The 21,911-nt window shown below is 64.9% G+C and carries 16 protein-coding genes and 2 pseudogenes; 8 read left to right on the top strand and 10 right to left on the bottom strand.

The genetic code is table 11. The features are described 5' to 3' along the window. Positions 1 to 150: 150 nt before the first annotated feature. From AVCA_RS23505 to melA, 7 genes are all read right to left on the bottom strand, one after another. Positions 151 to 780 (bottom strand): LbetaH domain-containing protein, encoded by a 630-nt coding sequence (locus AVCA_RS23505; RefSeq protein WP_012703579.1) that lies wholly within the window; start codon positions 778 to 780, stop codon positions 151 to 153. A 275-nt stretch (positions 781 to 1,055) separates the two neighbouring features. Further along, entirely contained in the window at positions 1,056 to 2,753 is a 1,698-nt protein-coding gene (locus AVCA_RS23500; RefSeq protein ID WP_012703578.1) for a glycoside hydrolase family 13 protein, read from the bottom strand. A 126-nt stretch (positions 2,754 to 2,879) separates the two neighbouring features. After that, positions 2,880 to 3,737: an aldose 1-epimerase gene (locus AVCA_RS23495; protein WP_012703577.1), complete on the bottom strand. Its 858-nt coding sequence runs from the start codon at positions 3,735 to 3,737 to the stop codon at positions 2,880 to 2,882. Between the two features lie 14 nt (positions 3,738 to 3,751). Continuing rightward, complete coding sequence (locus AVCA_RS23490) at positions 3,752 to 4,606, bottom strand: SMP-30/gluconolactonase/LRE family protein (protein ID WP_012703576.1); 855 nt, start codon at positions 4,604 to 4,606, stop codon at positions 3,752 to 3,754. Positions 4,607 to 4,617: 11 nt separating this feature from the next. After that, on the bottom strand, positions 4,618 to 5,400 hold the full coding sequence (locus AVCA_RS23485) for an SDR family NAD(P)-dependent oxidoreductase (protein WP_012703575.1): 783 nt from the start codon (positions 5,398 to 5,400) through the stop codon (positions 4,618 to 4,620). 111 nt (positions 5,401 to 5,511) lie between these two features. Next, positions 5,512 to 6,825, bottom strand: a complete 1,314-nt coding sequence (locus tag AVCA_RS23480; RefSeq protein ID WP_012703574.1) for an oligosaccharide MFS transporter — start codon at positions 6,823 to 6,825, stop codon at positions 5,512 to 5,514. A gap of 289 nt (positions 6,826 to 7,114) precedes the next feature. Beyond that, complete coding sequence (melA, locus tag AVCA_RS23475; RefSeq protein WP_012703573.1) at positions 7,115 to 8,440, bottom strand: alpha-glucosidase/alpha-galactosidase; 1,326 nt, start codon at positions 8,438 to 8,440, stop codon at positions 7,115 to 7,117. 517 nt (positions 8,441 to 8,957) lie between these two features. On the opposite strand from melA, the gene AVCA_RS23470 reads away from it, so the two are divergent. From AVCA_RS23470 to AVCA_RS27320, 3 genes and pseudogenes are all read left to right on the top strand, one after another. Further along, a complete protein-coding gene (locus AVCA_RS23470; RefSeq protein ID WP_012703572.1) occupies positions 8,958 to 11,159 on the top strand; it encodes an alpha-galactosidase in 2,202 nt (733 codons plus the stop codon). Positions 11,160 to 11,488: 329 nt separating this feature from the next. Continuing rightward, positions 11,489 to 12,373 (top strand): helix-turn-helix transcriptional regulator, encoded by an 885-nt coding sequence (locus AVCA_RS23465; RefSeq protein WP_236616314.1) that lies wholly within the window; start codon positions 11,489 to 11,491, stop codon positions 12,371 to 12,373. 191 nt (positions 12,374 to 12,564) lie between these two features. Further along, a pseudogene (locus AVCA_RS27320) lies at positions 12,565 to 12,766 on the top strand (IS701 family transposase); the annotation flags it as partial. Positions 12,767 to 12,986: 220 nt separating this feature from the next. On the opposite strand, the gene AVCA_RS23460 reads toward AVCA_RS27320, so the two are convergent. The 3 genes and pseudogenes from AVCA_RS23460 to pyk all read right to left on the bottom strand — a co-directional run bounded on the left by AVCA_RS23460 (position 12,987) and on the right by pyk (position 16,379). Next, positions 12,987 to 14,225 (bottom strand): maltoporin, encoded by a 1,239-nt coding sequence (locus AVCA_RS23460; RefSeq protein WP_012703570.1) that lies wholly within the window; start codon positions 14,223 to 14,225, stop codon positions 12,987 to 12,989. A gap of 522 nt (positions 14,226 to 14,747) precedes the next feature. Beyond that, positions 14,748 to 14,888: pseudogene (gene eno / locus AVCA_RS26270) on the bottom strand (phosphopyruvate hydratase); the annotation flags it as partial. Between the two features lie 45 nt (positions 14,889 to 14,933). Next, positions 14,934 to 16,379, bottom strand: a complete 1,446-nt coding sequence (gene pyk / locus AVCA_RS23455; RefSeq protein ID WP_012703568.1) for a pyruvate kinase — start codon at positions 16,377 to 16,379, stop codon at positions 14,934 to 14,936. A 345-nt stretch (positions 16,380 to 16,724) separates the two neighbouring features. On the opposite strand from pyk, the gene AVCA_RS23450 reads away from it, so the two are divergent. The 5 genes from AVCA_RS23450 to AVCA_RS23430 all read left to right on the top strand — a co-directional run bounded on the left by AVCA_RS23450 (position 16,725) and on the right by AVCA_RS23430 (position 21,874). Then, positions 16,725 to 17,510: an IclR family transcriptional regulator gene (locus tag AVCA_RS23450; protein WP_012703567.1), complete on the top strand. Its 786-nt coding sequence runs from the start codon at positions 16,725 to 16,727 to the stop codon at positions 17,508 to 17,510. After that, positions 17,507 to 18,475, top strand: coding sequence for a 2-dehydro-3-deoxygalactonokinase (locus AVCA_RS23445; protein WP_012703566.1), 969 nt, complete (start codon positions 17,507 to 17,509; stop codon positions 18,473 to 18,475). The genes AVCA_RS23450 and AVCA_RS23445 overlap by 4 nt, the downstream gene beginning before the upstream one ends. After that, a complete protein-coding gene (locus AVCA_RS23440) occupies positions 18,468 to 19,091 on the top strand; it encodes a 2-dehydro-3-deoxy-6-phosphogalactonate aldolase (RefSeq protein ID WP_012703565.1) in 624 nt (207 codons plus the stop codon). The genes AVCA_RS23445 and AVCA_RS23440 overlap by 8 nt, the downstream gene beginning before the upstream one ends. A gap of 78 nt (positions 19,092 to 19,169) precedes the next feature. Continuing rightward, entirely contained in the window at positions 19,170 to 20,318 is a 1,149-nt protein-coding gene (gene dgoD / locus AVCA_RS23435; RefSeq protein WP_012703564.1) for a galactonate dehydratase, read from the top strand. 251 nt (positions 20,319 to 20,569) lie between these two features. Next, positions 20,570 to 21,874 (top strand): MFS transporter, encoded by a 1,305-nt coding sequence (locus AVCA_RS23430; RefSeq protein ID WP_012703563.1) that lies wholly within the window; start codon positions 20,570 to 20,572, stop codon positions 21,872 to 21,874. Positions 21,875 to 21,911 lie beyond the last annotated feature (37 nt).

Raw genomic sequence — 21,911 nt, 5'->3', positions numbered from 1 at the left:
GGAGTATTCATTAGTGTAGTAAGTCATAATTGCAAGGCATAAGTTCGGCTTATCATATGCTGGCTAAGACATCACCGTCGCTCCAGGTACCTGTGTGCCAAAGTTGCCTATCGGGACGTGAGTGCTTTTAGGCTCGAAGCAATCTACCCGCTAGACACCAGCTTCACCGTCGTGCAGCGAAGCGCGATGTATAACCGAGCCAGGCGGCAAGATCGCACCGGGTGCCAGGACAGCGTTGGCGCCGATACGGCAATGATCACCGACGACAGCGCCAAACTTGTGGCAACCAGTCCGATGCAGGGCCTCGCCAACGCGAACGCGAACCTCCTTGTCGGTGCGCTCGTTGCGATAGTTGCAGATGATGCTACCGGCTTCGAGGTTCACGTCGCTGCCGAGGATGGAGTCACCAACGAAGTTGAAGTGAGCGAGCCTGGTTCCCGCGAAGACGAATGAGGACTTCAGTTCGGCGCCCGGCCCGAGGGCGCAACGCTCGGCGACCCAGTTGCCGCCACGAAGGTAAGCGCCGGAGGCGACAAAGCATCGGGGGCCGAGGATTAGCGGCCCCTTGAGCACTGTGCCGGGTTCCACAGTCGCCGTGACGTGAATGGCAACTTCGTTCGAGATGATGAATTCGGAAGCGTCAAGGGTACCGAGCAGGTGCCGAACTACTGCTTCGGACCGGCTCGTTAGTGCCCAGGGCACAGATGATGCCCAAGGCTCCAGGGGCGATGCCGAAAGCGCGGCAACGAAGCTGCTGAGAGGAATAACGGGGGTGGGCATGTGTAAGTGTCTCCGTTGTCTGGTGCAGAGGTAACCGGCACGAAGCGGTCGATTGATGCGTTATGTGCCCTCGGCTTGCTCCGAGATCCGCTCCGCATGTTCGATGATTTCTTCGGTGAGTCCACGTCGATCCCAAGCCGGTAATAATGCCGTGACGCTGATGCCTCGATGCGCAAGATGGCCTTAATTCACCTCGGCCAACGGCCCCAGGACTTGTTCGGCTTTCTCGGGGGCCCTTTCTCGGGGACCGAACCGGACTCGGGCACGCTGATGCTTCAACTTGAGGACGGGCACGATCCCGTCAACCAGGCTGCTGTATTGCCAGGTAGTTTGCTGGGCTCCTTCAACGGCTCGCTGGACAGCAGTATCTGTCCACCTGCCGGCAGTGCCCTGGTTTGTGTCCCGAAGTTGATCAGGACGCGGACGTCGCCGTTGTCGAAGACCAGCAGGTCACGGTCGGTGTCGACCCAGCGCAACTGGCCTTTGCCAAGTGCATGTTCACGGCGTAGCCGCAGCATCTGCCGGTACAGCTCCAAGGTGGAGCCGGCCACGCCCTCCTGGCGATCCACGGTGTAATGCGCGTACGTGGCCGGTTGCGGCAGCCAACTCCTGTCGCCCGGGCCGAAGCCGAGGGACGGAGCATCCGCCCTCCAGGGCAGCGGCACCCGGCAGCCGTCGCGACCGATGTCCGCGCCATGGGTGCGGATGAACATGGGGTCCTGGCGGTAACGGGCCTCCAGGGTCGTGTGTTCGGGCAGGCCCAGTTCCTCGCCCTGATAGATATAGGCCGAGCCGGGCAGGGCCAGGGTGAGCAAGGCAAGGGCGCGGGCGCGGCGCAGGCCCAGGGCCTCGTTCGGCTGTTCGCCGGCCGCGTCGATACCCTTGGGATGGGCGCCGGGCCGGCTCAGGCCATAGCGCGAAGGCGCGCGCACGACGTCGTGGTTGGAGGTCACCCAAGTGGTCGTCGCGCTCACCTCGGCCGCCAGGCTCAGCGAGGCGTCGATGACGCTTTTGAAGGTGCCCGCATCCCAGTTTTCGAGCAGCAGGTAGTCGAAGTTGAACGCCTGTTGCATCTCGTCGGAGCGGATGTAGTGGGTCAGGCGTTCTTGCGGGGTAACCCAGGCCTCAGCCACCATCATGCGCTCGCCCGGGTACTGGTCCAGGATGCGGTGCCAGGCGCGGTAGATCTCGTGCACGCCGTCCTGGTCCCACATGGGGCCGACCAGTACGCGGTTTTCCTTGCGCTGCTCCGCATCGGGTAGTTCCGAGTCCTTGACCAGGCCGTGCGCCACGTCGACCCGAAAGCCGTCCACGCCTCGGTCCAGCCAGAAGCGCAGCACGTCCTCGAACTCGGCCCGCACCTGCGGGTTGTCCCAGTTGAGGTCGGGCTGCTTGCCGTCGAACAGGTGCAGATACCAATGCCGGTCGCCCGGCGCCCGCGACCAGGCCGCGCCGCCGAACACGCTCTGCCAGTTGTTGGGTGGCAACTCGCCGTTTTCACCGCGGCCGTCGCGGAACAGGTAGCGGGCGCGCTCGGCGCTGCCCGGCGGCGACTGCAATGCCGCCCGGAACCAGGCATGCTCGTCGGAAGTGTGGTTGGGCACCAGGTCGACGATCACCTTGATGCCCAGGCCATGGGCCTCGTGCAGCAGCCGATCGAAATCCTCCAGCGTGCCGAACAGCGGATCGACCACCCGGTAGTCGGCCACGTCGTAGCCGGCGTCGGCCTGGGGCGATTTATAGAAGGGTGATAGCCACAGTGCATCCACACCCAGGCGCTTCAGGTAGGGCAGCCGCGAGGTGATGCCCGGCAGATCGCCGATGCCGTCACCGTTGGCGTCGGCGAAGGAGCGCGGGTAGATCTGATAGATGATCGCGTCAGCCCACCAGGCCAGCCCGGCCTCGGCTGCCCGGGGGGCGTCGGCGGATGCACCGTCTCGGACGGTTTCCAGGGATGGATTCACTGCACTCATGAGGGGAGTGCTTGAACATGGGCGACGAAACATACGCGCTTCCTGTTGTCGGGCCTGTCGGCGGGCGACAGGCGCGTTTCCTTGTGCATTGCGCTTTTCAGGGCCAAGCCACGATCAGGGATGTCGCTACAACGCCCAGTACTTCATGACCATGCGCATGTCGAGTTTCTGATTGCGTTGCAGCAGTCGCAGTCCCGGCCGGCCTTCCAGGTGATGGGCATCGATGGGATGGGAGACCGGCTCGAAGCAGAAGAAGTCCTTGCCGGGCGGGGTATAAAGCACGAAGAACCTGGCGTTCGTAGCCGAGCACTCCAACTGGTAACCGGCATCCGGCTGGCTGATCAGGAAGCTGCCGTCCCAGCCGGAAAAGGCATGGTCTATCAGGGTCTTCGGCAGGGCGTTGCCATCGGCGAAACGCCAGGCGCCCTCGATCGCTCGTTCGACGCGCGGCAGGCGCTGGTTCTCCTCGAACCAGACGGCTTCGGCGCAGGCCCGCAGCCGGGTGTTCTCCCTGCGGGGGAAAAAGGGATGAAGCCCGAGCCCGTACCAGGCCGGGTGCTGGTCCAGGTGCTCCACGGACAGCTCCACCACGAGACTGTCACCGGCCAGGAGGATTCGCTGTTCGGCCCGATAGGCGTAGGGGGTCTGGGAGACGAGCCGGAGCAGGGCCTCCTGCGCGGAGCGAGCGGCGATTTCCCAGGGCTGATGCCAGGCTGTGCCGTGGATGGGATAGGGCTCGTCCTCCTGGAAGGGGGCCAGGGAAAGCCAGCCCCGGTCGGTTTCGTAGCCGCCTTGCCCTATCCGGTTCGACCAGGGCACCAAGGGAAAGCAGGCGAGCTTCCCCCAGCCATAGGGCACCTGCCGGCCGTCGACCGGGCTGCGGAGAAGCGGCTGGCCCGAATCCAGGGCGACCCAACTCGCAATGCCGCCGCCGAGTTCGGGGAGCAATTCAAGACGTGTCGATTCGTTCTGCAGGCTAAGCATGGGGATTCACCAACCTAGAGGATGACTTGGTATTCAGGCAGACCCCGGATTCCGGGCTCGAAGCCGAAGGTCGAGCCGGCATGGGCGGATGTCGCGTCGGGCGCGTCCTGCCGGGCGGAGGTCGCGAACAGGGTGGCGAGCGCCTCGCCGCCGAATGCCACGCAGGTCATGTTTTTCGCCGGGCAGGGCAGGGTGCGTTCCAGAACCCCCTCCGGCGTATAGCGGGCGATGAGTCCCGCGCCCCAGACGGCGTTCCAGAGATGGCCGAGGCTGTCGACGGTGGCGCCGTCCGGCTCGTAGCCGAGGGCGCGGCAATCGACGAAGGGTTCGGGATCGCCCACGGGCCAGCCGTCGGATTCCGCCAGGCGCTGGCGCCAGAGCATTCTCTCGGCGGAGTCCGCGAAATACCCATAGCGGCGGTCCGGCGAAAAGCAGATGGCGTTGGGAATGGTCATGCCGGGAAACAGTGGCCGGAGTTCGCCGCGGAAATACCGGTAGATGGCTCCGGCCTTGTACTGCGCCTGTTTGCCCATGGTGCCGATCCAGAACCCGCCCCAGGGGTCGGCGCGGCCGTCGTTCGAGCGGGTGAGCGGGTTGTCGGCCTCCAGGGGAACGACCGGACAGCATTGCCCGGTCTCGATATCGAAGCCGAAGAGTTCCCGCTCGCCGGCGATCAGCAGCCTGTTCGCGTCCAGCCATCCGGCGGCGGACACGAAGCCGTCGAAGTTCCACTCCTGCCGGGTGCCCGCATGGCTGGAGAGCAGCTTGCGGCCGAGAATGTCGAACCAGAACAGTTGCTTCCGTCCGGGATGCCAGAACGCGCCCTCGCCCAGAAGGCAACTGCGTGCGTCGAATACCTTGCAGGTCATGGAGCGCTCCCTCATACCCAGCCGCCATCGACGACGAAGTTCTGCGCGGTACACATGGCCGATGCGCCGGAGGCCAGGAACAGCGCCATGCTGGCGATGTGCGCGGGCTCCAGGCTGCCCGGCAGGCACTGGCTGCGCCTGATCAGTTCCCTGGCCGCGTCGTCGACCCAGAGCGCGAGCTGCTTGTCGGTCATCACCCAGCCCGGAACCAGGGTATTGACCCGGATGCGGTGGGGTCCCAGCTCGCGCGCCAGGGTCTTGGTCAGGCCGTGGGTGGCCGCCTTGCTGGCCGCGTAGACCGGATAGCCGCTGGAGCCCGTCATCCAGCCGATGGAGCCGAAGTTGACGATCGAGCCGCCGCCGGCTTCCTTCATCATCGGCGCCACCGCCTGGATGGCGAAGAAGGCGTGCTTGAGGTTCACGGCGATCAGTTGATCGAACCTGTCGGAACCAACCTCTTCCAGGGTGTGGCGGGTGTCGCTGGCGGCATTGTTGATCAGGACGGTGATCGGCCCCTGGGTCTTGGCGAGGTCCTCGATAGCCTCCCGATAGGCGCTTTCCCGGGTGATGTCGCAGCAGCGGAAGGCGACCTCGTGCCCCTCGGCGCGCAGTTCGGCTTCCAGTTTCTCGCCGGCTTCCCGGGCGATGTCGACGAAGGCGACCCGGGCGCCCTGTCGGGCGAAGGCGCGGACCATGGCCTCGCCGATGCCCGATCCGCCGCCCGAGATCAGCACGGTCTTGCCCCTGAGGTCCGGGTAGACCGCTTCCGGGCCCATTTCCTTGCTCGATGCCATATCAGCCTCTCGATGTGTATCCGGTGATTCGTGAAGGCGCATGAGCTGGCCGGCCGCTCCGGTGGATATTCCCTTCGAGCCGGCCGGTTGTCTCATGCGGTTGGGTGGTCGTTACTTCGATGCCAGCGATGGAGACAGCGCCTGGTCGTCGATCAGGGCTGGGCCGCTCGCGGGAGTGCCCGGCGCCTGGGTACGTTTATGCTTGCCCCGATCGAGGGTGAAGATCGAAACGAGGGTGAACAGCAGGGCCAGGCCGCCCAGGAGCAGATACCCTTCCCGGAAGCCGAAGGCCCCGTATACATGCCCGGCCAGGGGAGAAATGAGGCTGACGCCGATGCCCTTGGCGAAGATGAAGCCCATCATGTAGATGGTTGCGGACAGTCGGGTGTCGAAGACGTCCTCGATGTACTTGAACATGCCGACGAAGATCAGCGGCACTTCCAGGGCATGCAGCATCTTCAGGGCAACCACTTCGGCGGGACTCGACGCGAAGGCGGAACCGATGATGCGCACCGCCATCACGACTCCGGCGACGATCAAGGCATTCTTTCCACCGATGCGGGTCAACACCCAGGGGATGCAGAACATCATGAGTGCGACCCCGGCTTCGGTCAGCGTGGTCACGAAGCCGAACACCTGGGTGCCCTGCTGCGGCGAGGCGAAGAAGCCACGGAAGAAGTTCGCGAATTGCTGGTCGAACACGTCGTAGAGACAGGCGACGCCCACGACATACAGCACCAGGGACCAGAAGCGTCGATCGGACACCAGATCCTTGACCGCCGCATAGGAAACGGGCGCCGGCTTTTCCTGCAGGTCATCGGTCTGGGCGATGGTCGAGCCCGGCTGGACTCTCCAGAACAGCAGGGCCAGCACCAGGGCGCAGCCCGAGCCGATCCAGAAAATCGTTTCGGGATTCTCGCTGACCAGCATTCCCGAGAGGGCCGCGGAGCTGCCGTAGCCGATGGCGCCGAACATGCGTACCCGGCCATAGGTGATATCACCGGCTCGGCAGGCCTTCTCGAGATAGGTCTCCAGTGTCCCGGCGCCGGCGGCGAAGATGATGCCCAGATAGAGACCGCCGGCCAGAACGCCCACCAGCAGGTTTTCTGTCAGCAATGGCATGAACACCCACTGCATGTAGGGGGCCAGCAGGGCCAGCAGAGCGACGATGCACCAGATCAGATGCTTGCGATTGTCCAGACGGTCGGTCAGCACGCCGAACAGCGGCTGAAGCAGCATGGCGATGATCGCCTTGCAGCCGAACAGCAGACCGATGGCGCCGGCATCCAGCTTGGCCGCGTCGCCCAGCCAGATCACCAGGAAGGGGACCGTTCCACCGGCGATGAAGTAATAGAGGAAAAAGATCATGCCGTATTTGAAATAGGGAAGGGCACGACCCACTGTAGTATCGAGCGTCAAGTTCATTGGTATACCCCGGACTCGTTGTTTTTATCGGGAAATTTCTTGTTCTGACCTGACCGACCGTCGGCATCCGTCCGACTGGCAGCGCTGCTGTTTTCAGGGCGCCACGCGAGCATGAGGTCCGAGGGCGGTCAGGTCCGCTTTTGTCTCGTTGAAAAACCAATCCTCGAGATAAGGTTTCGTTCTGTCAGGAATGCGGATCGGAGGGGGGTAGGTGAATCTCTCGGCCGTTCGGTTTTCCGGTCGGACATCATTCACCGCCCCGTCGTGAATCTCCTCTCCGGGCAGTCGGTTAGCTCAAGTGCGGCAGCCAGCCTTCGTGGGCCCGGATCAGTTCGTCGACCAGGCGGTCTATCTCGTCGAGGCTGAGTTCGGCGGCGGTGTGCGGGTCGAGCATCGCCGCCTGCTTGACGTGCTCGCGGCGGCCGCTGGCCAGGGCCTCCACGGTCAGGGTCTGCACGTTGATGTTGGTCTGCATCAGGGCGGCGAGGCCGACTGGCAGGTCGCCGATGCGGGTCGGCTGGATGCCGTTGTGGTCGACCACGCAGGGCACCTCGACGCAGGCGCTTTCCGGCAGGTTGGCGATCAGCCCGGTATTCATGACGTTGCCGTTGATCAGGGTGGGCCTTCCGGTCAGTTCGGCTTCGATGATCTGCGAGGCGTATTCGTGGCTGCGGCAGACCTTGAGGCCTTCGCCGGCCAGCAGGGCTTTTTCCTGCTGGGCCCAGTCGCCGATCTGCACCTCGCAGCGGCGGATGTATTCGTCGAGCGGGATATTGAACTGCTCGATCAGGTCGGGGCGATGGCGCTTGATGAACCAGGGCACGTATTCGGCGAAGTGCTCGGAGGATTCGGTGACGAAATGGCCGAAGTGCCTGAACACTTCGTAGCGGACCCGGTTCCAGTCGGGCACCTTGCCGGTCTCGAGCACCGAGCGGATGCGCGGGTAGAGGTCCTCGGTGCGACCGTCCGGCAGCAGGCGCTCGAAGGACAGGTAGAAGGCCATGTGGTTGATGCCCGCGCAGCGGTAGCGGATTTCCTCGATGGGTACGCCGATGTCCTCGGCCAGTTCCTTGGCGGTGCCCTGCACGGAATGGCAGAGTCCGACGGTGCGAACTTCCGGAGTGAAACGATTCAGCGCCAGGCAATTGATAGCCATCGGATTGACGTATTGCAGCATCAGCGCATTCGGGCAGAGTTCGCGCATGTCCCTGGCGATGTCCACCAGCACCGGCGCGGTACGCAGGCCGCGCATGATGCCGCCGATGCCCAGGGTATCGCCGATGGTCTGGCGCAGGCCGTGGCGCTTCGGCACCTCGAAGTCGGTGACGGTGCCGGGCTTGTAGCCGGCCACCTGGATCATGGTGATCACGTAGTCGGCGCCGTCCAGGGCGCGCCGCCGGTCGGTGGTGGCCTCGAAGGTGGGCGAGGCGCCGAGCGCCTCGGCGATCTTGCCGGCCACCAGTTGCGAGGTTTCCAGGCGGTGCGGGTCTATGTCCATCAGTGCGATGTGGGCGTTGCGCAGCAGCTCGACCTGCAGCAGGTCGCCCAGCAGGTTCTTCATGAATACCGTCGAGCCGGCGCCGATCAGGGCGATCTTGGTGGCTTTGAGCGTCATCTGCTTCTCCTCTTGTTTTACTTGTAATGAGCACTATCGGTTCGGGGCAAGAACGTCTTGGCAAGAACCGCTGGAATTCCATGGTAGGAGTCGGTTCACCCCCCGAATAGAAGAGATTCATGCCATGACGGGTAATTCTGTGCTCTGCATTGTTCGGACAGGAAACCCTGAATATCCCGATATATGGGATTTTGTTTCATATATTGAAACGGTTGGGAATCCGGTTTAGTGTCTTTCCACGGCGGGTACGACGCCGGCGGCGCCATCGTCGCGGTGCTCTGGTCCCGGCGGGGCCTCCGCCGCTGTGCCGAGCGGCGACAGGACAGCGTGCCGGTGCCCCCACGAACTGATCATGACTTCTCGCCAGGCCCTGTTCATGGAGCTTTGGGATGTTTGGAGAAGCCAGAATCCACGCCACTCGGGAAGGCCCGGACAGTATCCACCGGATCGCTTCCAGCCCTTCTCGCGGGTGGGCAATTCTTCGGCCGAACAATCGACAAAAATGACAGGACAGCCTATGACCCAAGCACCTATCACTTCTCCATGCATTCCGGAAATCGAAACGGCCGGCCAAGGGGGCGGCCATCCTGAAACATTGATCCGGCTGGATGGTACGAACGCTACCTTATTGCTGATCCGTCGCCGGGCGGGGTTGCCGGAAATCGCGTATTGGGGGCGGCGCCTGCCGCAGGAAATCTCGGAAGCCGAGATCTTCGCCGTGCGTGCCCCGGACAGCCCCAATAACGGGCCGGACCAGTGGCGCCCGCTGATCACGCTGCTCGATACGATCGGCTGCTGGAATTTCGATATGCCCGGCCTGATCGCGGCGCGTCCCGATGGAAGCGGCTGGACTGCGAATTTCGAGACCGAGCAGGTCGCACAGGAGGGCCGGCGGCTCGTGGTACGGGGGAAGGACACCGTATCCGGGCTTGCGATAGTGCTGAGTCTGGAACTCGGACCCGATGACGTGCTGACCAGCCAGGCGCGGCTGACCAATACCGGCACGCAGAGCCTGCGGGTCGAGCGGCTTGTCTCGGGGACCTATCTGTTGCCCGAGTCGGTCGATACCGCGCATGTGCTGTCCGGCGAATGGGGGAATGAATTCGGCATCGAGCCGATGAACCTGACCCGTGGCGGGATCGTGGTGGAGAGCCGCCGCAACCGTGCGCACGATCACTTCCCCGGCATGCTGCTCTCGCCGGCCAGCACCTCGGAGAACGAGGGCGAAGCCTGGGCCGCACAGCTTGGCTGGAGCGGCGGTCATCGTCTTTGCGTGGAGCGGATGGAGGACGGACGCATCCGTTTGTCATGCGGCGAATATCTCTATTCGGGTGAGGGCGATCTCGCGCCTGGCGCCGAGCTGGTTACACCGGTTGCCTATGCCACCTATTCGTCCGCCGGGTTTTCCGGGTGTGCCCGAGCCTTCCAGGCCCATGCGCGTCGCCACCTTCTGCACTGGCCGGGCGGCAAGATGAAACCGCGCCCGGTCCTTTTGAACTCCTGGGAGGGGAGCGGGTTCGACCTGCATGAGGATCAACTGATGCGCCAGGTGGACGCGGCGGCCGCACTCGGCATCGAACGGTTCGTACTGGATGACGGCTGGTTCGGGGCACGACGCGATTGCGATGCCGGGCTTGGCGACTGGTTCTCCGCCGCTTCGGTTTTTCCGAATGGTCTGCGTCCCCTGTCCGACAGGATTCACGGGCACGGCATGGAGTTCGGGCTCTGGTACGAGCCGGAGATGGTCAATCCGGACAGCGACCTGTATCGCGCGCATCCGGACTGGGTGCTGCAGACGCGCGGCTACCCTTTGTGGACGTCCCGCAACCAGTTGGTGCTGGATATTTCGCGGCCCGAGGTCTCGAATTACCTGTTCGAAGTGATCTCCGAGCAGGTCGCCAGCGTGCGGATCGATTACATCAAGTGGGATTTCAATCGCGATCTGGTCGAGGCATCCGATGCGCAAGGTCGCGCGGCCTACCGCCGCCAGGTCCTGGCGCTCTATGCGCTGTGGGAGCGGCTGCACAAGGCGCATCCCGGCCTGGAGATCGAAAGCTGCGCATCCGGCGGCGGCCGGGCTGACTGGGGCGCGCTGGCACATACGCAACGCGTCTGGACTTCGGACGACACCGATGCGCTGGAGCGTCTCGCGATCCAGGGCGCGGCATGGCATTTCCTGCCGCCGGAGGTGACGGGCTGCCATATCTCGGAGGTTCCGAATGGGATAACCGGTCGGACGACGACGCTGGATTTCCGGGCGTGCGTGGCGATTTTCGGGCATCTGGGGGTGGAACTGGATCCGACGCACCTGTCCGCCGAGGAGTCCACGCGGCTCAAGGCGTGGATCGCGCTCCACAAGCGGCTGCGCGGCCTGCTCCATCACGGGCTGGCACAGTTCTGCACGGCGGACCCGGCACGGGTCGTGCGCGGGGTCGTCTCCGACGATGCACGGTCGGGGGTCTTCCTGGTAGCCCAGCGCGACTGGGTTTCCGCCCGCAGGCCTTCGCCCATCAGGCTGAGCGGTCTCGACCCCGCGAAAACCTATCGCATCACACTCCCTGAGCCGCAAAACCTGCCAGGGTACCGGCCGTCCGAGGCGCAAAAAGCGGTATTTTCCGGAAAAGTCCCGGTCAGCGGAGCGACATTGATGGATGTCGGAGTTTTCCCGCCTTTCATGCCGCCATTGTCCGCCCTGGTCGTGGAGTTGCAGGCCGTATAAGGCTTCGGTCTCGGGTCGGAACATGACGATGCGCAGCCGACAGCCGCTCTGATCGGTTGCGCACCCTGCGTTCCGGGATTCGCTCCGGTTGCCGGAGGCAGCAGATACCCTTTGCTGGAATTGGTTCATCCTGGGCGTTCCCTGGTACCGGCAAGCTTTCCGTGGCCACGCCAGTGTTGCTTCTCGCGAACGTTATCAACGGAAACGAAGGGTTCTGGAGTTACGTCAACAGATCCTATAGAGGCGCATCTCGACAAGTCGAATAAAAAGAGATTCATGCCATGACGGGTAATTCTGTGCTCTGCGATATGCGGGCGAGGGGGCCGGCCATGAAGGTCATATCCCTGCCACGCGGCAGGCATCAGTTGCACACCATGCCGACCAATGCCGGCTATGACCGGGTACAGGACTGCACCTACCGCTGGGATGGTCGTCGACGTGGCAACACGCCTTTCGCCATCGTGCAGCACACCCTCGCGGGGGAGGGCGACCTGCGCTTCGAGGGGCGTCACCATCGACTGCGCGCCGGCGACACCATGCTGGTGCTGGTCCCGCACGACCATTGTTACTGGCTGGAGACAGGGGGTTCCTGGGAATTCTTCTGGATCGCCATGTACGGCAAGGAAGCCCTCCGCCTGCAGCGGGCCTTGCTGGACGAGCGCGGTCCGGTGTTGCGCCTGAGCGACAAGACCATCGAATGCCTGGCCGAAAACGTCGCTGCCCTGATCCGTTCGCCGGAACTGACCGCCGGCCGGGCGTCGGCCCTGGCCTACGAGTCGCTCATGGCGTTGCACGACGACCTGCTTGTGCAGGATGTCGCCTTGGATGCGGCGCGAACGGGGGTGATCGCCTCCATCCAGAATCACATCCATGCCTGCCTGCGTTGCGAGCCCGACACTCTATCCCCGCAGGCGGAGGACGACGAACTGGATGTGGCGAGCCTGGCCCAGTTAGCTGGCCTGAGCCGCTCCCATTTTTCCCGGCTGTTCGCCCGCACGGTGGGCATGTCCCCGGCGCAATATGTCCTGAATGAACGCATGAAGCGCGCGGCCCACCTACTCGAAGCGACCGACCTGTCGGTCAAGGCGATTGCACTGTCGGTGGGCATCCACGATCCGAACTACTTTTCGAAGCTGTTCCGCCACGCCTTCTCCCTGTCCCCCAGCGAGTTCCGCCTCAGCGGCATGTATGTGAACAGCCGGGGCCGTCTCTGAGCCGGGCGCCCCGTCGGCAGCGATCTTGCCCTGCATGCGCGGACACAGGTTTGATCGTACTGGGCCACATAAAATCGAGAAGAATACTGCCTTTCTCACGGGCGTCTGGATTCATGGGAGAAGCGATGGAGAATGGTTGTTCGTCGAGTGACCCGAAGGGCAGCCGGAAGCGGAAAATACGTCCTGTCGACCTGCCTACGGACACGTCTTTCGGGTGGCTTGTTGGTGTGACCAGGATGCGCTGGCGCATCAAGCGCGATCAGCGGGAACTGAAGCAGGAATTCGGCACGGCCCATGATGAACGGACGAGGCTGGCGTGGCTTTCACCATCACGCTTTCCTGTGCATTGCCGCCTATGGTCTTCTCGTGGCCGAGCGCCTGCGTCATCCGCCACCCAAAAAGTCGCATTCCGTCCGCAATCCGCCTTATCCGAAGAGTACGTTCCGCAGGGCCGTCCGGCGGCCCCTGCGACATCGATCACGACCTTGCGCTGGCTGATCGCCCAGACGGCCGGCGAGCTGTCTGGATTGCTGTCCGTGCCGCGGACGGAAAGATAGCGAACGAATGAATGTTCGATTTTATGCCACAGTAAGAAAGCTCGCTGCCAATGACCCTATTTCCACCAGTACTCCACCTGCACGCCGAAGTTGCCGCCGTGGCGGTCGGTACCGAAGGCACCGGTCTCGGACAGCGCGGAGTCGGGGTTCATTTCGGTGGCCGCGCGCTGCGCCGCCTCGTTCCAGGTGGCGTAGGTGTAGTAGACGCGCAGTTCCGGCCGCGCCCAGAAGCCTGGGCCGCCCGGCGACCAGGTCGGCGCGATGCTGAACTTGGTCAGCTTGCGGGTACCGTCAGTCGCCTTGATCTGGTCGTGGCCGATCTCGGCGCTGACCTTGAACGTCTCGGTGAAGGCGTACACCGGCCGCACGCCGAACGACAGCCAGCGCGAGTTGTCGCCGTCGGGTCGGACGTCCTTCTGGTAGACCAGTTGGAACTGGCCGCCGAAGCGCTCCGTGGTCTGCCAGTCGAAGTACTCGACCAGACGCCAGCTCTTGTTCTCCTTGTCCAGGTTGGAATCTCCGGTGTAGCCCAGGCCCGTGCCCGGTCCCTCGCCATATTGCAGGGCGAAGGTGTTGTACTTGCCGCCGAGAAAGCCCGCCTGCTTGTGCTGCACGGCCACCGACCAGCCGCTGTGTTTGTCGCTACCGCCTGGCTCCTGCAGATAACTGACTCCCAGCTGCACCTCACCGCCCGGATTAGTCTTGAAGCCGTTAACGTTAAAATCGTGACGGGTAACGTAAGGGTCTTGGTTCTTGTTGTCCTTGCGCGAGAAGACGTAGCTGTAGCGCAGGTCGCCGATCGGCACCTCGTCGAAACCGAAACCGGTGGCGCTCTGGTTCCAATAGTAGAGGTCGGTCATGTGGATATCGTTCCGCTTGTAATAGCGGCGCCCGACCCAGAAGTTGCCGCCATTGAGCACAGTGGCATTCTTCCATTCGACGAACATCTGCTGGATCCGCGAGCGGCCGCCGCCATGTTCGTTCGAGTCGTGGAACTTCGGCATATGCCCGATGGGGTTGTAGAAGCCGCCCATGACCATGCCGGAGAGCGTCGACCCATCGGCCAAGGCGATATCCTGGTCCCAGGCCAGTTCGCTCCACTGCTCGCACTCGTTGCCGAGCCGGTATTTGGTGGGCGCGCCGGGCAACTGGAAGCAGGATTGCGTACCGCCCTTGGTATTGCCGCCGATCCCGAGGCGGTAATAGCCGCTGAAATTGACCGCCTGGGCCGTCAAGGGCAATACAAAAAAGGCGCACAATGGGAAAAGTACCTTTTTCACAGTAATTCTTTTCATAACTGCTCCGATTCTTATTGTTTCTGGCTGGTAAAGATCTGTACCCAGGGCTATCGCCGATTACCGCCAGGAATTCGTACGCGTTTAGATAGCGCTGTCTTTGCGGCCGTCATGGCACGCACAGGTTCCGGCGCGCAGGGCTTCCGGTCGTGGGAGATGAAGGGCTTTTACCCTCGCCCTCGCGTTTTCACAGGCGTTCAGAAGCCAGACGTAGGCAAGGGGCAGCGTGTCGGCATGGAGGAACGCGTCCGCACGGCGTCGCTCGGGCGGGCGCAGATAGCCAGGGCATGGACAAGAGAGGAGAAGCGAGAGAATTCAGACGACAAGGATGGGCAATACAGCATGTCAGTGAACCTTCTTATATTTATTCGAAGCCCTGAGGGGGTATTCCTCAGACTTATTTCAAGGTAGAGCCTGACCCGCTATCCGAACGTTGTTTCTCCGTCTGTCTCCAGGCTGGGGAAACATGAGTCAGGACGGGGCCCGGATGGCTGCCGGACGCACTCGGTCGACCTACGGGGCTCAGCGGCTGTAGCAGTGGCGCTTCAGGAGCGACTCCGTGCTATAGGGCGCTTTGCCCTGCAGCGCTTCCTCGATGCGCAGCAGCTGGTTGTAATTGCCGACCAGCGAGCCGGTCTTGATCTGCCCGGCCAGGGTGGCCACCAGCCTCCTGGCTGGGCGTGTTGCGTTGCATCGAATGTCCCTCCCTCACTGGATGACGTCGCCCACGCGCACGATGCGCAGGGTGTCGGTGCCGCCCTGGGCATGGCCGGCGCCCTTGGTGATCAGCACCCGGTCGCCCTCGGCCACCAGGCGGCGCTGCAGCAGCTCCTTGACCGCCCGGGCGTTCAGCTCGGCCTCGGCGATCCGATCGGCCTCGAAGGGGATCGGGTGCACCCCGCGGAACAGCGCCACCCGGCTCTGCGTGCGCGGATGCCGGGAGAAGGCGTAGATCGGCAGGTGCGAGCGGATTCGCGACATCAGCCGCGGGGTGTCGCCGCTCTCGGTCAGGCAGACGATCGCCTTGACCCCTTCCAGATGGTTGGCCGCGTACATCGCCGACAGCGCGATGGTCTCGTCGATGCGGTGGAACACCTGGTCCATGCGGTGCTTCGAGCGGTGCGCCAGCGGGTGCTGCTCGGCGCCGAGGATGATCCGCCCCATGGCCTCCACGGTCTCAACCGGGTAGGCGCCGGCGGCGGTCTCGGCCGAGAGCATCACCGCGTCGGTGCCGTCGAGCACCGCGTTGGCCACGTCGAACACCTCGGCGCGGGTCGGCAGCGACTGGGTGATCATGGTCTCCATCATCTGCGTGGCGGTGATCACCGCGCGGTTGAGCACCCGCGCCCGCTCGATGATGCGCTTCTGCACGCCGACCAGTTCGGCGTCGCCGATCTCCACGCCCAGGTCGCCGCGCGCCACCATCACCGCCTCGGAGGCGAGGATGATGCCATCGAGCACCTGGTCGTCGGCCACCGCCTCGGCGCGCTCGATCTTCGCCACCAGCCCGGCGTTGCCGCCGGCCTCCTGCATCAAGCGGCGGGCGTGCTGCATGTCGGCGGCATCGCGCGGGAAGGACACCGCCAGGTAGTCGACCTGCATGGCGGCGGCGGTCTGGATGTCCGCGCAGTCCTTGTCGGTCAGCGCCGAGGCGGACAGGCCGCCGCCCTGGCGGTTGATGCCCTTGTTGTTGGACAGCGGGCCGCCGACCCGCACCGCGCAGACCAGTTCGCTGGCCTTGACCTCGCGGGTCTCGAGCACCACGCGGCCGTCGTCGAGCAGCAGGATGTCGCCGGGGCGGCTGTCGGTGATCAGCGCCTCGTAGTCGATGCCGACGCGGGTCGCGTCGCCGGCGTTCTTGTCGAGGGCGGCGTCGAGGACGAAGGTCTGGCCCTTCTCCAGCAGCACCTTGCCGTCGGCGAAGCGCGAGATGCGGATCTTGGGCCCCTGCAGGTCGGCGAGGATGGCGACGAAGCGCCCGTGTTTGGCGGCCATCTCGCGGACCAGGGTGGCGCGGGCCTGGTGTTCCTCGGCCTTGCCGTGGGAGAAGTTCAGGCGCACCACATCGACCCCGGCCTTGACCAGGCCTTCGATGGCTTCGGGGGTTTCGGTGGCTGGGCCGAGGGTGGCGACGATCTTGGTTCTGCGCTGCATGGCTCTCATTCCTCTGGGGAAATAGTTGTTTTGTAAAAATTCAAGTTGATGCCACCACTTTCCCTGCTTGATTGCGACCAATCTGTGGAACAGCGATTGGATGCCTGAGCGAGCGTTGTTATGTCCGAGCGGGAAAGCCTCGGTTGGATGAAACCTTAAGCCAGGCGTCATTTCGTTTCAATATATGGAATTAAATCCCATATATTAGGATATCTTGTTTGGTTTGACCCAATGCCCTGGCTTATTGGCTAGCATTTCTTTTATTTTTCCCAATATATGGGATAATATTTCATATATTGAAACATCCGAAAATCCGGTTTAGTGTTTTCTCACAGGAGGCTTTCCATGCCCGAACACGACAACAACATTCCCCCCGGCGCGCAGGCGCTGTTCCGCGGCCTGGCGGTAATCGACGCGGTGGCCCAGGGCGACGCCAGTCTGCCGGCGATCGGCGCGCGGATCGGCTGTACGCGCAGCACCACGCACCGCCTGGCCGCGGCGCTGGTGCAGGCCGGCTATCTGCGCAGCACCCCGAACGGCTACCTGCTCGGCGCGCGGCTGATCGAACTGGGCTTCAAGGCCCGCGAGCAACTGCCCCTGGTCAAGCTCGCCCAGCCCCATCTGGAGCGTCTGTCGCAGCTGACTCAGGACACCATCCACCTCGGCGTGCGCGAGGGCGGCGACGTGCTCTACATCGAGAAGTTGCCCGGCACCCGAGGCCTGGAAATGCGCTCGCGGGTCGGCTTGCGCATGCCGCTGGCCCTCACCGGGGTCGGCAAGGCGCTGATGCTCGACCTGGACGAGGCCGCGTGGCATGCGCTGTACGAGGAAGGCCTGGCGCGCCGCGCCGGCCAGCCGGGGCTGCGCGAGCAGTTCACGCCCTGGGACGCGTATCGCGTGCAGATGCGCGAGTACGCCGCCGCCGGTAGCAGCTTCGACCTCGAGGAAAACGAATTGGGCGTGCGCTGCGTGGCTGCGCCGATCCGCGATGCCGGCGGCGCCATCGTCGCCGCGCTTAGCGTGACCGGCGCCATTCCCTTCATGCCGGAGGCACGCCTGCGCGATCTGCGTCCCGAAGCGATCGCCTGCGCCCGGGCCATCTCCCACGAACTGGGTTGGAACCAACCATGAGCGACTCCGAGATTCCGCGTCTGATCGGCCTCGACTGGGGCACTTCCTCGCTGCGCGCCTACCTGCTGGGCGAGGGCGGCCGCGTGCTGGACAGCCGCGCCCGGCCCTGGGGCATCCAGCATGTGCCCGACGGCGACTTCGCCCGCGCCTTCGCCGTCGTCAGCGGCGACTGGCGCATTCGCTGGCCCGGCCTGCCGGCGCTGGCCGCCGGCATGATCGGCAGCGCCCAAGGTTGGCAGGAGGTGCCCTATGTGGCGTGCCCGGCCGACGCCGCGCGGCTGGTCGGCGGCCTGCGGCGGATCGACAGCGGCGATGGCGGCTGCCTCCACCTGGTACCCGGCGTGCTGGACGCCGGCGCGCTGCCGAACGTGTTGCGCGGCGAGGAAACCCAGGTGTTCGGCGCCCTGCGACTGTTCCCGGAGCTGGCCGCCGACGCCCTGCTGGTGCTGCCGGGCAGCCACTCGAAATGGACGGCCGTCGAAGACAACGCTATCCGGCATTTCTCCACCTATATGACCGGCGAGTTGTTCGCCGTGCTGCGCGACCACTCGATCCTCGGCCGGCCGGCCCGCGCGCAGGGCCATCGACCGTCGCCGCAGGCCTTCGTCCGCGGGCTCGAACTGGCCCGCGAGGGCGCCGTCGCCGGTCGCCTGTTCAGCACCCGCAGCCTGGTGCTGACCGGGCGCCTGGATGCCGGCGAGAGCCTCGACTACCTGTCCGGCCTGCTGATCGGCGAGGAACTGCGCTGTGCCCTCGATGGCCTCGGCGGCGCCTGCCCGCCGCTGGTGCTGATCGGCGACGGGGCGCTGTGCGAGCGCTATCGAGAAGCTCTCGGGCATTTCGGCGTAGACCGCGTGCGCATCGTCGAAGAGGCCGCCAGCGCCGGGCTCTGGCGCATCGCCGAGGCCGCCGGCCTGCTCGCCGCCACCCCTGACATCCCCACCCGGAGTGCCAACCATGTTTGACGACTGCATGCGCCAGCTGCCGCTGGTAGCCATTCTGCGCGGCATCACCGCCGAGGAGATCCTGCCGGTCGGCCGGGTCCTGTACGACGCGGGCTTTCGCCTGATCGAGGTCCCCCTGAACTCGCCGCGGCCGCTGGAAAGCATCCGCCTTCTGGCCGCCGAGCTGGGTCAGCGCTGTCTGGTCGGCGCCGGCACCGTGCTCGAAGCCGGGCAGATCGAGGCGGTCGCCGCCGCCGGCGGCCGGCTGATCGTGATGCCGCACAGCGACGCGCGGCTGATCCGCGCGGCCAAGGCCGCCGGGCTGTTCTGCGCCCCCGGCGTGGCCACCCCGACCGAGGGCTTCGCCGCGCTGGAGGCCGGCGCCGACGCGCTCAAGCTGTTCCCCGCCGAGCAATTCGGTCCGGCGGTGGTCAAGGCCTGGCGTGCGGTGTTCGCCCGCGATATCGCCCTGCTGCCGGTCGGCGGCATCGCCCCGGACAGCCTGCAGCCCTACCTCGACGCCGGCGCCAGCGGTTTCGGCCTGGGCTCGGCGCTGTACCAGCCGGGCCTGAGCGCCGCCGAGGTCGGGCAGCGGGCCGCGGCCTTCGTCGCCGCCTGGCAACGGACGCAGGGCTGAAGCCGCCCGCCATACGTGATACCGGAATTGCAAATTCCCCCGGCAGGCCGCGCCTGCCCGCACAACAAGAGGCAAACCATGAAGATCACCCGACTGACCACCTACATAGTCCCGCCGCGCTGGCTGTTTTTGAAAGTCGAGACCGACGAGGGCATCGTCGGCTGGGGCGAGCCGATCGTCGAAGGGCGTGCGCACAGCGTGGCGGCGGCCGTCGAGGAACTGGCCGACTACCTGATCGGCAAGGACCCGCGGCTGATCGAGGATCACTGGAACGTGCTCTACCGCGCCGGCTTCTACCGTGGCGGGCCGATCCACATGAGCGCCCTGGCCGGCATCGACCAGGCCCTCTGGGACATCAAGGGCAAGGCCCTCGGCGTGCCGGTGCACGCGCTGCTCGGCGGCCAGTGCCGCGAGCGCATCAAGGTCTATTCGTGGATCGGCGGCGACCGCCCGGCCGACGTCGCCCGCGCCGCCCGCGAAGTGGTCGGCCGCGGCTTCAGCGCGGTGAAGATGAACGGCACCGAGGAGCTGCAGTTCGTCGACTCCCACGCCAAGATCGACGCGGCGGTGGCCAACGTGGCGGCGGTGCGCGAGGCCGTGGGACCGGACATCGGCATCGGCGTGGATTTCCACGGCCGGGTGCACAAGCCGATGGCCAAGATCCTCGCCAGGGAGCTGGAGCCGTACCGGCTGATGTTCATCGAGGAGCCGGTGCTCAGCGAGAACTACGAGGCGCTGCGCGACATCCGCGAGCACACCTCGACGCCCATCGCCCTCGGCGAGCGGCTGTTCTCGCGCTGGGACTTCAAGCGCGTGCTGGCCGACGGCTTCGTCGACATCATCCAGCCCGACCCCTCGCACTCCGGCGGCATCACCGAGACGCGCAAGATCGCCGCCATGGCCGAGGCCTACGACGTCGCCCTGGCGCTGCACTGCCCGCTGGGGCCGATCGCCCTGGCCGCCAACCTGCAACTGGACGCGGTCTGCTACAACGCCTTCATCCAGGAGCAGAGCCTGGGCATCCACTACAACGAGAGCAACGACATCCTCGACTATCTGGCCCGGCCGGAAGTCTTCGCCTACCGCGACGGCTTCGTCGACATCCCCCAGGGGCCGGGGCTCGGCATCGAGGTCAACGAGGACTACGTGCTCGAGCGCGCCGATGTCGGCCACCGCTGGCGCAACCCGGTATGGCGCCACGCCGACGGCAGCGTCGCCGAGTGGTAGATCCGGCCGCGGCGCGCCGGTCCGCCTGAAGGGCACATCTAAAAACTACCTGCGTGGTCATCGCTGCGTTAAAAACAGGCTCAAAATGCTCATTTACAGCGCGTAAATTCCGCTTTTTCGCCTGTTTTTGCCTTGCGCTGACTGCCTCGCCCACGTTTTTAGAGGTGCCCTGAAGCCGTCGCCGGCCGCCGTTTTCCCTCACTGCAAGGACGCTCCCGGCGCCCGCTGTCCGGGAGTGCAGGTCAAACGCCATGCATAACAACAATACCGCCGTGGCCTGTGGCCAGGCCCCGTCGCGCTCGCGTTTCTTCGTCATGCTGCTGCTGTTCGTCACCGTGGTGATCAACTACCTGGACCGCAGCAACCTCGCCATCGCCGCACCGCTGCTGTCCCGCGACCTGGGCATCGACCCGGTGCGGATGGGCCTGGTGCTCTCCGCCTTCGGCTGGACCTACGCCGCCATGCAGATTCCCGGCGGCTGGCTGATCGACCGGGTACAGCCCCGGCTGCTCTACGCCCTGGCCATCGGGCTGTGGTCGCTGGCCACCCTGTTGCTCGGTTTCGTCGGCGGCTTCATCGGTCTGTTCTTCCTGCGCCTGGCGGTCGGCGCGCTGGAGGCGCCGTCCTACCCGATCAACAACCGCGTGGTCACCACCTGGTTTCCGGAAAGCGAGCGGGCCTCGGCGATCGGCTTCTACACCTCCGGGCAGTTCGTCGGCCTGGCCTTCCTCACCCCGCTGCTGATCTACCTGCAGCAGACCTTCGGCTGGCAGACGGTGTTCTTTCTCACCGGCGGCATCGGCATCCTCTGGGCGCTGGTCTGGTATGCGCTGTACCGCGAGCCCGGCGACTCCCGCGCCACCAACGACGCCGAGCTGGCGCTGATCCGCGAGGGCGGCGGGCTGGTCGACCTGGGGCAACGCCAGAGCCGGGACAAGCGCTTCGACTGGAAAGACCTCCGCTGCGTATTGAACAAGCGCAAGCTGTGGGGCCTGTACCTCGGCCAGTTCGCGCTGACCTCGACCCTGTGGTTCTTCCTCACCTGGTTCCCCACCTATCTGGTGCAGTACCGCGGCCTGGACTTCATCAAGGCTGGCTTCCTCGGCTCCCTGCCGTTCCTCGCCGCCTTCTGCGGGGTGATCTGCTCGGGCCTGCTCTCCGACTGGCTGGTGCGCCGCGGCCGTTCCCTGGGGCTGGCGCGCAAGACGCCGATCATCGGCGGCCTGCTGATCTCCAGCAGCATCATCGGCGCCAACTACGTGGAGTCGCCGGGCGCGATCATCTTCTTCCTCGCCCTGGCCTTCTTCGGCAACGGCCTGGCCTCGATCACCTGGTCGCTGGTCTCGGCGCTGGCCCCGGAGCGGCTGCTCGGGCTGACCGGCGGGGTGTTCAACTTCATCGGCAACCTGTCCGCGGTCAGCGTACCGATCGTCATCGGACTTCTGGTGCGGGGCGACGACTTCACCCCGGCGATCACCTACATCGCCGCCATGGCCCTGCTCGGCGCGCTCTGCTTCGGCGTGGTGGTCGGCAAGGTCGAACGGATACGCGAGTGAGTCGCCTCTCTTTCCGAACGAATAACCACAACAAGAG

Origin of the sequence: Azotobacter vinelandii CA (assembly GCF_000380335.1) — a bacterium.
GTDB classification, from domain to species: domain Bacteria; phylum Pseudomonadota; class Gammaproteobacteria; order Pseudomonadales; family Pseudomonadaceae; genus Azotobacter; species Azotobacter vinelandii.
Note: the sequence above shows the minus strand (reverse complement) of the source record. Positions and strands in the feature narration are given on the sequence as shown.